General features: G+C 27.4%; 12 protein-coding genes. 5 read left to right on the forward strand and 7 right to left on the reverse strand.

Features of this window, described 5'->3' with window-relative positions; all coding sequences use genetic code 11:
* Positions 1-240: transposase (locus tag ACRC8M_RS08460; RefSeq protein ID WP_438528738.1), on the forward strand; the 240-nt coding region annotated here is incomplete at its 5' end.
* Between the two features lie 19 nt (positions 241-259).
* Here ACRC8M_RS08460 and ACRC8M_RS08465 read toward each other — a convergent pair.
* Positions 260-769: a lytic transglycosylase domain-containing protein gene (locus ACRC8M_RS08465; protein WP_297434226.1), complete on the reverse strand. Its 510-nt coding sequence runs from the start codon at positions 767-769 to the stop codon at positions 260-262.
* A 358-nt stretch (positions 770-1,127) separates the two neighbouring features.
* Between ACRC8M_RS08465 and yiaY the strand changes: the two genes are divergently transcribed.
* Positions 1,128-2,276: an L-threonine dehydrogenase gene (yiaY, locus tag ACRC8M_RS08470; RefSeq protein WP_438528739.1), complete on the forward strand. Its 1,149-nt coding sequence runs from the start codon at positions 1,128-1,130 to the stop codon at positions 2,274-2,276.
* A 183-nt stretch (positions 2,277-2,459) separates the two neighbouring features.
* Entirely contained in the window at positions 2,460-3,188 is a 729-nt protein-coding gene (locus ACRC8M_RS08475) for a murein L,D-transpeptidase catalytic domain family protein (RefSeq protein WP_438528740.1), read from the forward strand.
* A 57-nt stretch (positions 3,189-3,245) separates the two neighbouring features.
* Here ACRC8M_RS08475 and ACRC8M_RS08480 read toward each other — a convergent pair whose 3' ends face one another.
* The 3 genes from ACRC8M_RS08480 to ACRC8M_RS08490 are packed head-to-tail and all read right to left on the reverse strand — an operon-like array spanning position 3,246 to position 4,935.
* Complete coding sequence (locus ACRC8M_RS08480; protein WP_438528741.1) at positions 3,246-4,124, reverse strand: SPFH domain-containing protein; 879 nt, start codon at positions 4,122-4,124, stop codon at positions 3,246-3,248.
* Positions 4,125-4,134: 10 nt separating this feature from the next.
* Positions 4,135-4,542: an NfeD family protein gene (locus tag ACRC8M_RS08485; RefSeq protein ID WP_438528742.1), complete on the reverse strand. Its 408-nt coding sequence runs from the start codon at positions 4,540-4,542 to the stop codon at positions 4,135-4,137.
* A 24-nt stretch (positions 4,543-4,566) separates the two neighbouring features.
* Positions 4,567-4,935 carry a hypothetical protein gene (locus ACRC8M_RS08490; protein WP_438528743.1) on the reverse strand — a complete coding sequence of 123 codons (369 nt, stop codon included), beginning with the start codon at positions 4,933-4,935 and terminating at the stop codon, positions 4,567-4,569.
* A gap of 135 nt (positions 4,936-5,070) precedes the next feature.
* Between ACRC8M_RS08490 and ACRC8M_RS08495 the strand changes: the two genes are divergently transcribed.
* A complete protein-coding gene (locus ACRC8M_RS08495; protein ID WP_438528744.1) occupies positions 5,071-5,622 on the forward strand; it encodes a DNA-3-methyladenine glycosylase I in 552 nt (183 codons plus the stop codon).
* Between the two features lie 37 nt (positions 5,623-5,659).
* On the opposite strand, the gene ACRC8M_RS08500 is transcribed toward ACRC8M_RS08495, so the two are convergent.
* Positions 5,660-6,085: a hypothetical protein gene (locus tag ACRC8M_RS08500; RefSeq protein WP_438528745.1), complete on the reverse strand. Its 426-nt coding sequence runs from the start codon at positions 6,083-6,085 to the stop codon at positions 5,660-5,662.
* Between the two features lie 168 nt (positions 6,086-6,253).
* Here ACRC8M_RS08500 and ACRC8M_RS08505 point away from each other — a divergent pair, with 168 nt between their 5' ends.
* Entirely contained in the window at positions 6,254-6,829 is a 576-nt protein-coding gene (locus ACRC8M_RS08505) for a 3'-5' exonuclease (protein ID WP_438528746.1), read from the forward strand.
* Between the two features lie 26 nt (positions 6,830-6,855).
* On the opposite strand, the gene ACRC8M_RS08510 is transcribed toward ACRC8M_RS08505, so the two are convergent.
* Complete coding sequence (locus ACRC8M_RS08510; protein ID WP_438528747.1) at positions 6,856-7,062, reverse strand: hypothetical protein; 207 nt, start codon at positions 7,060-7,062, stop codon at positions 6,856-6,858.
* 124 nt (positions 7,063-7,186) lie between these two features.
* Entirely contained in the window at positions 7,187-7,591 is a 405-nt protein-coding gene (locus tag ACRC8M_RS08515) for a hypothetical protein (protein ID WP_438528748.1), read from the reverse strand.
* Positions 7,592-7,829: the final 238 nt, after the last annotated feature.

The following is a 7,829-nucleotide window of genomic DNA, read 5'->3' on the forward strand; positions in this document are numbered from 1 at the left end:
GACGCGAAAGAACTACATGGAATGAGATATACACAATATAGAGGGTTAGCGAAAGTAAAAATGGAGCTCACTCTCAAATTTGCATGTATGAATTTAAAAAAATTAGCAATGTGGAAGTTTGGAAAAGACTTCCTCAACATAAATTTCTACAAAAATAACTCAAAATTTATAAAAAAAAAAATGGCTATCAAATATTATTATTCGATAGCCATTTGTCTACAACCTGAAAAATCACATTAAGTGATCTTTTTTCTATATCCTATGCTTTTAAATAGTTATATTCTTTCATTACTCTTTTAACATAGTTTTGAGTTTCTTTAAATGGTGGAATACCATTATATTTTTTTACATTACCAATTCCAGCGTTATAAGATGCTAGAGCTAGTTTCAAATTATTATTTTGTTGTTCTAAACACCAAGCGATATATTTAGTTCCACCTTTTATATTAGCATTCATATCGTTAGGATTAACTTTCATAAGCTTTGCTGTTTTAGGCATAAGTTGCATCAATCCTCTTGCTCCAGCTGTAGAGATAGTGCTATGTTTAAAATCACTTTCAACTTTTATTATAGCAGCAATTAACTCTGGTTCAACATCATGCTTTTCTGAATTCTCAATAATACTTTTATATATATTAGTAGCAGTTTTCTCAGTAGTGGTATTTTTCTTTACGTAATCTTTTATTTTATCTGAAGAGTTGTTTTCTTGAGAGAAAACGCAGATTGTTAAAATAAAAAATAGCGCAACAAATTTAAATATTAACTTCAATAAACCTCACCTCTTGTAAAAGATATCACATAGTTATTATAACATAAAAATCAATAAAATAAAAGGAAACCACGGGTCAACTAAAATGTTTGATTACGATTTCCCCGACTACTTGCTTGTTTATAGATTAAAATTTTTTTCAAATCCATACGCTCCCCAACTATAACTCTCTTAAGTAACAGATGAAGTTAATGTAAAAATATTTTCTTCACAAACTATAATTTAGAGAGTTATTAAAAATGTAAAAATTAGTTTGAATACCAATTCAAACTAATAAAAATAAAAAAAGTATTGATTTATAGTACAAAAAGAGTTATCATTGGTGTACACTAAAAAATACATTTATTAGGAGGCTATTATGTCATATGCTTTTTTCATGCCATCAATTTCTTATATGGGAGAGGGATGTATTAAAAATCTAGGAAATGAAATTAAATCGAGAGGTTTAAAAAAGTCTTTAATAGTAACAGATAAAATATTAGTAAATATTGGTTTAGTTAAAAAATTAACAAATGTATTAGATGAGAATAAAATAGAGTATATTATCTTTGATGAAACAAAACCAAATCCAACAGTGACAAATGTTAATGATGGATTAAAAATTTTAAAAGATAATGGATGTGATTTTGTAATATCTTTTGGTGGAGGATCACCTCATGATGCAGCAAAAGGGATAGCTTTAGTAGCTACTAATGGTGGAGATATAAAAGATTATGAAGGCGTAGATAAATCTGTGCACCCTCAACTTCCTTTAATATCAATAAATACAACAGCTGGAACAGCTTCAGAAATGACAAGATTTTGTATAATAACAGATGTAGATAGACATGTAAAAATGGCGATAGTGGATAAAAATGTAACTCCAATTATAGCCGTAAATGATCCAGAACTAATGTTAGATATGCCAAAAAATTTAACAGCAGCAACAGGTATGGATGCGTTAACACATGCAATAGAAGCTTACGTTTCAACAATTGCAACTCCAGTAACAGATGCATGTGCTGAAAAAGCCATAGAATTAATTTCTAAAAATTTAAGAGAAGCAGTATTCAATGGAAAAGATATTAAAGCAAGGGATAATATGGCTTACGCAGAATACCTAGCAGGAATGGCTTTTAATAATGCTTCGTTAGGATATGTTCATGCAATGGCTCATCAATTAGGAGGATTCTATGATTTGCCTCATGGTGTATGTAATGCAATTTTACTACCTCATGTAGTTAGATATAATGCTCAAGTATCAAAAGAGAAGTTAAGAAAAGTTGCAATACTGTTAGGAGTAAATCCTCACATTTTAAATGAGAATAATTCAGCTGATTTAGCAATAGAAGAGATTGTAAAACTATCAAATGATATAGAAATTCCAAAAGGGATAAAAGAGTTAGGTGCTAAAGAGGAAGACTTTACTATTTTAGCAACAAATGCTTTAAAAGATGCATGTGGATTTACAAATCCTAAACAAGCTACTCTAGAGGAGATTATTGAGATATATAAAAGTGCAATGTAAATAATATAAATATTTTTAAGTAAAGTGTCAGAATCTATTTTTGGCACTTTTTTTGTTTGAAATTATATTTAGAAATTAAGAAAAGTTTTTACACTTAATAAAAGATATGAAATAAAAAAAACTTTACTAATTATAGATACTCATATATAATTTAAGATGATAAAAAAATAGTGAGGAGTATTTATGATAAAGAAAATCTTGATTATACTAATTACTTTAGCTAGTTCTACTATGGCTTCAATGGGAAGTTATTCGATAAATGAAAAGTTAAATTTAGATTCATCTCTTTCAATAGAAAATATTAAGGTAAGAAAAAGTAATAGTTTTGCATTTTCGCCAAATAGTTCAATAGAGAATCTATATAGAGAGCTAAACTTAACAAATAAAATGGATTTTATAACATTTTCAAACGCTATTTCAGGAATGAAAAAATTAAAAGATGTAAAAGAGGATATTATAACAATAATTGATTTCACAAAATCATCGATTAAAGAGAGATTTTTTGTGATCGATTTAAAAAATAAAAAGACACTATTTTCAACATATGTTATGCATGGAAAGAATAGTGGAGAAAGTATACCAAGAGAGTTTTCAAATGCTGTAAACTCTTTTAAAAGTTCGCCTGGATTTTATAAAACAGAGAATACATATAATGGCGAATACGGGTACTCTTTAAGATTGAGTGGATTGGAAAAAGGAATTAATGACAAAGCCAGAGAAAGAGCTATAGTTGTTCACGGCTCTCAGTATGCTAAACCAAAGCCAGGTGCGAAAAAACTTGATAGAAGTTTGGGGTGCCCAGCTATACCAAAAGAGATATCAGATAAAGTTATAAACAAAATAAAAGATGGAAGATTGTTATATATTCATACAAATGAAAAAAGTTATGCTCAAAAAAGTTCTATAATATAAGATGAAATAGATAAAAAACCGTAAGCCTTAATTAGCTTACGGTTTTTTTAATATTTATTATTTTTTTGATTCATGAAAAAGTTCGCTTAAAGTGACAATATTTTGTAGCTCACTTGGAATAATAATTTTTGTAGCTTGACCATTAGCAACTTTTTCAAAAGCTTCCATCCCTTTTAACATAAGAACACTCTTATCAGGGGCAGCTTCTTTAATCAATTTAATAGCTTCAGCATTAGCCTTTTGAATACTAAGAATAGCTTCAGCCTCTCCTTCAGCTTCTCTAATAGCAGCTTCTTTTTTAGCCTCTGCCTTTAATATAGTAGCCTCCTTTTCCCCTTCAGCAACTAAAATAGCAGATGTTTTTTGTCCTTCAGCTCTTAAAATAGACTCTCTTCTTTCTCTTTCAGCTTTCATTTGTTTTTCCATAGCGTCTTGAATTTCAGCAGGAGGAACAATATTTTTAAGCTCCACTCTATTTATTTTGATTCCCCATGGATCAGTAGCTTCATCTAAAGTAACTCTCATTTTAGTATTTATTGTATCTCTAGATGTTAAAGTAGCATCAAGTTCTAACTCTCCAATTAAGTTTCTTAAAGTTGTTGCTGTTAAATTTTCAATAGCATTTAAAGGATTTTCAACACCATAAGTATACAGTTTAGGATCAGTTATTTGAAAATAAATAACTGAGTCTATTTGCATAGTAACATTATCCTTTGTAATAACTGGTTGTGGTGGAAAATCTATAACTTGTTCTTTTAAAGATACTCTTTTTGCAATTCTATCAACAAATGGGATTAAAACATTTAATCCTACATCCCAAGTAGCTAAATATGCTCCTAATCTCTCTATAACAAAAGCTTGAGATTGAGCAACAATTCTAACATGTGTTCCGATTAAAAATATAGCAATAAGTATTAAAATAAATAAAAATAACATATGATTCCTCCTAATATTTTTTAGCTAAAACTAATTTGTTTCCCATAATTTTTTCAACAATAGCTTCCTCACCAATACTAAAATTGGATTTAGATATACCTTCCCAAATTTTTCCATCTAAATATATGGTATAGAAATTATTGCTTCCACGAACTTCAATTTTTTCAATCTTTACAACTTTTCCTTTAATACGATTTAACTCTTTACTATTTCCTTTAAAATGCTTTAAGGCAAGCTTTCGAATTAGAACTAAAAAAAGTAAAGAGGCACCAACGAAAATATAAAACTGATTTTCTAAAGAAAATTCATAGAAAATCATTGTTAAAAAAGCTCCTAGTGCAAACCAGATAGAAATAAGTCCAAAAGTTAAAATCTCAATAACTAAAAATACTACTCCTATAGTAAACCAAAGTAACATAGATATAGCTCCTTTCTTAAAAGATTAATATAGTGTTCTAACATCAGAATTAATAACTATACCATTGGAATTAAAAATAATAACCCATTTGTACTGGGGATTATGATTATCTCTAGAACGATTTCCCTTTCCTACTTTAAATGAAGTAGAAAAAGTGTTGTATCCAGGACTATTTATAGTTATATCGTGGTATGTCCAAACTGTATTTCCTCGATTATTTACATCAACTGAGTATGGGTTTCCAAAAATATTTTGAATCTCTTGCTGAGTTGTTTGATTTTCAACTACACTACTTTCAATAGTATATGTAGAGAGGTTTTTATTATAAACAGAGTTATTGGTACAACTTAAATAGAAAAAATTTAAGAAAAGAAGTAAAAATATCTTTTTCATAAAAAACCTCCATAATAATCTAGTTATGAAAATACTAACACAAAACTACTTAAGAAGCAATAAATTAAGAAAATATTAAATTGAAATAAGGAATTATAAATGATATTATGTGTTAAAAATTTGGAGGGGGATTATATGATAAGATGTCCTTGGTGTGAAAGTAGTGATCTATATAGAAAGTATCATGACGAAGAGTGGGGAAAAGCTGTCTATGATGATAGAACTCATTTTGAATTTTTAGTTTTAGAATCAGCTCAATCAGGACTAAGTTGGATAACAATATTAAAAAAAAGAGAAAATTATAGAATTGAGTATGATAACTTTAATCCAAATATAGTGGCCTTGTATGATGAAAATAAAATACTAAAAATGTTAGAAAATCCTGGTATAGTAAGATACAGAAAAAAAATAGAATCATCTATAAACAATGCAAAGGAGTTTTTAAAAATTCAAAAAGAGTTTGGATCTTTCAATGAATATATATGGTCTTTTACAGAAAAGAAAATTATAAAAAATAATTGGAAAACTTTAAGTGATGTCCCATCAAAAACAGAGTTGTCAGATACAATAGCGAAGGATCTGAAAAAAAGAGGATTTAAGTTTTTAGGAAGTACAACTGTTTACTCATATCTCCAAGCTGTGGGAATAGTAAATGATCACCTATTACAATGTCAATTTAGAGATTAAAAAATGGATGGGCAAATTAATTGCTCATCCATTCAATTTAAAACAAAGTGCTAGTAGATGCGTATGGATAATCAGATGTCCACACATATTTCTCTGTTTTATAGCTATATTCAAATTTACAAGTGTATGAAACGATTCTGTTGATATTGATATAACCTTTATCTTCAGCAGCTTCAATACCTTTTTTATTTAAAAAAGCAATGATTTTAAGTTCGCCAGAACCATAAGTTCCCACTTTTTTAAAGCTAACCATATGAGCTGAAGAAGTTTTTAAATCAAAACCATATTTTTCAGCTTCAGCTTTCAAAATGTTTGTTTCAACAGTATCTGCGACCTTAGTATCGTTTACAGAATATTCCTTATATGGATTTGAAGAATCAACTGGTGTTTTTGGTACTACATTGTCATTATTACACCCTACTAATAAAGATATGAAAACTAATGAAGCTAATAATTTTTTCATAATGCCCCTCCTGCTTAATCTATTTCCAAAAGAATGTTTTTTACAATATTTCATAGTAATTAAATACTATAAAAAATGTGATTTCTTTTAAAAAAAATAAAATATTTTGTATTGTAATTTAAAAAATGATAGAGTATTATTAAAATATGGATAAAAGGGAGGATGCGTATGAAATTATTGTATTTAGATACGGAAACAACTGGATTAACTGACAACTCTGCAATAGTTCAAATAGCAGGTGCTATAGAGATAGATAATGAGGTTGTAGAATGGTTTAATATTAGATGTAAACCTCATAAGGGAGCAGACATTTCAGAAAGTGCTTTAAAAACTATAGGATTTACAATAGAGGAGCTTAATAAAGAGCAGGAACCAGAAGAGGCGTTAAAAGAGTTAGAGAAAATTTTTTCAAAATATGTAGATAGATATGATAAAAATGATAAATTAGTTATGATTTGTCATAACTATCCATTTGATTTTAGAATGTTATATAATTTTTATAATAGACTAAATAATAAATTTATGGGAAGCTTTATTGATTTTAAATTAAATGTATGTACTTTAAATTTGATAAAATCTCTTCAAGTTATGGGAGTTTTACCAATTTTAGAAAATAATAGATTAGAAACTTGGTGTAAGTATTTTGATATTTCTTTAGAAAATGCACATGATGCTTTAGAAGATATTAGAGCAACAAGAGAGGTTTATAAAAATATAGTCAAAGTTCTTGAAAAAGCTAAATAATAAAAAAAGTGCTTTTTAGCACTTTTTTACTGTTTTTTATTATTTCTAATAATTTCAATGATTTGATAAATCAATAAAGCTATATCTCCAACTAAAAAGAGAATAAATGTCATTAGTTCTTCATCAGTAGATTCCATTTGAATTAAATGAAAAGAGATAAAAAGAATTAATATTATGTTTGCAAAGAAAAGAGCTCTTTTTCTTTTGTTTTTAAAAAATGCATTATTTTTCATAAAAACCATCCTTAAAGTAGTGAAGTCAATTTTAACTAGGAGTATTATATCATTTCTAGTTAAAAAAGGAAATAAATTAAACCAAGTAGGAGAGAGAAAAGAGGCTAATAATCGACCTTTTAAATTATAGAAAAGAATCAAAAGTGTTTTCGACTTCTTGCTTATCTCTCTCAAAACCTAATTCATAAGAGTAATTGCCATTTACAAAATATATTTGTTCAGAGCCAATATGCTTCAAGATTGAATATTTACCTTTGTCATAAATTCCTAAATTTAGAGTATACATATTTAATTCTAATCGTGCATTCTCTTTATCTACTCCCTCTTCTGTTGAGTAAGTTTCAAATAGTTTATCAATTAAAGTTTTATTATCTTCATAAACTTTTTGTGGTATACATTTGTAAGAGATAATATTCCTGAACTCTTTAGCCACATCATCTTTAGTAAACTTTCCACGCCAAATTTCTTTCATATAATTTTTATTTTTTCTAAAACTTTCCATGAAAGTTGATTCTTTTAAATTTTCCATGGTTAAATACTTTTCAATAAGATTATATTTTTGTTCTTCAGATAAAATTCCATTTACCTTTGTTTTTCCAAAATCTAGAATATTTTTTTCTTTTTCTAATATTTTAATTTAACCAGTATGGAATATTTAATTTTTATATTATTAAATCTATTATTATTAATTTCGTTTCCTGTTTTTATTTTCAAATATAAAAAAGTGTATTCATTTTAATTAAATTTTCTAATCTTGTTATCTATAA

The sequence above is a fragment of the Cetobacterium sp. genome (assembly GCF_051653945.1).
GTDB lineage: Bacteria > Fusobacteriota > Fusobacteriia > Fusobacteriales > Fusobacteriaceae > Cetobacterium_A.

What these genes read in the sequence shown, in the direction of transcription:
- yiaY (WP_438528739.1), top strand. Translation starts at nt 1,128, where the DNA reads ATGTCATATGCTTTTTTCATGCCATCAATTTCTTATATGGGAGAGGGA.
- ACRC8M_RS08495 (WP_438528744.1), top strand. Translation starts at nt 5,071, where the DNA reads ATGATAAGATGTCCTTGGTGTGAAAGTAGTGATCTATATAGAAAGTAT.
- ACRC8M_RS08480 (WP_438528741.1), bottom strand. Translation starts at nt 4,124, where the DNA reads ATGTTATTTTTATTTATTTTAATACTTATTGCTATATTTTTAATCGGA.
- ACRC8M_RS08490 (WP_438528743.1), bottom strand. Translation starts at nt 4,935, where the DNA reads ATGAAAAAGATATTTTTACTTCTTTTCTTAAATTTTTTCTATTTAAGT.
- ACRC8M_RS08515 (WP_438528748.1), bottom strand. Translation starts at nt 7,591, where the DNA reads ATGGAAAATTTAAAAGAATCAACTTTCATGGAAAGTTTTAGAAAAAAT.
- ACRC8M_RS08500 (WP_438528745.1), bottom strand. Translation starts at nt 6,085, where the DNA reads ATGAAAAAATTATTAGCTTCATTAGTTTTCATATCTTTATTAGTAGGG.
- ACRC8M_RS08485 (WP_438528742.1), bottom strand. Translation starts at nt 4,542, where the DNA reads ATGTTACTTTGGTTTACTATAGGAGTAGTATTTTTAGTTATTGAGATT.
- ACRC8M_RS08475 (WP_438528740.1), top strand. Translation starts at nt 2,460, where the DNA reads ATGATAAAGAAAATCTTGATTATACTAATTACTTTAGCTAGTTCTACT.
- ACRC8M_RS08510 (WP_438528747.1), bottom strand. Translation starts at nt 7,062, where the DNA reads ATGAAAAATAATGCATTTTTTAAAAACAAAAGAAAAAGAGCTCTTTTC.
- ACRC8M_RS08505 (WP_438528746.1), top strand. Translation starts at nt 6,254, where the DNA reads ATGAAATTATTGTATTTAGATACGGAAACAACTGGATTAACTGACAAC.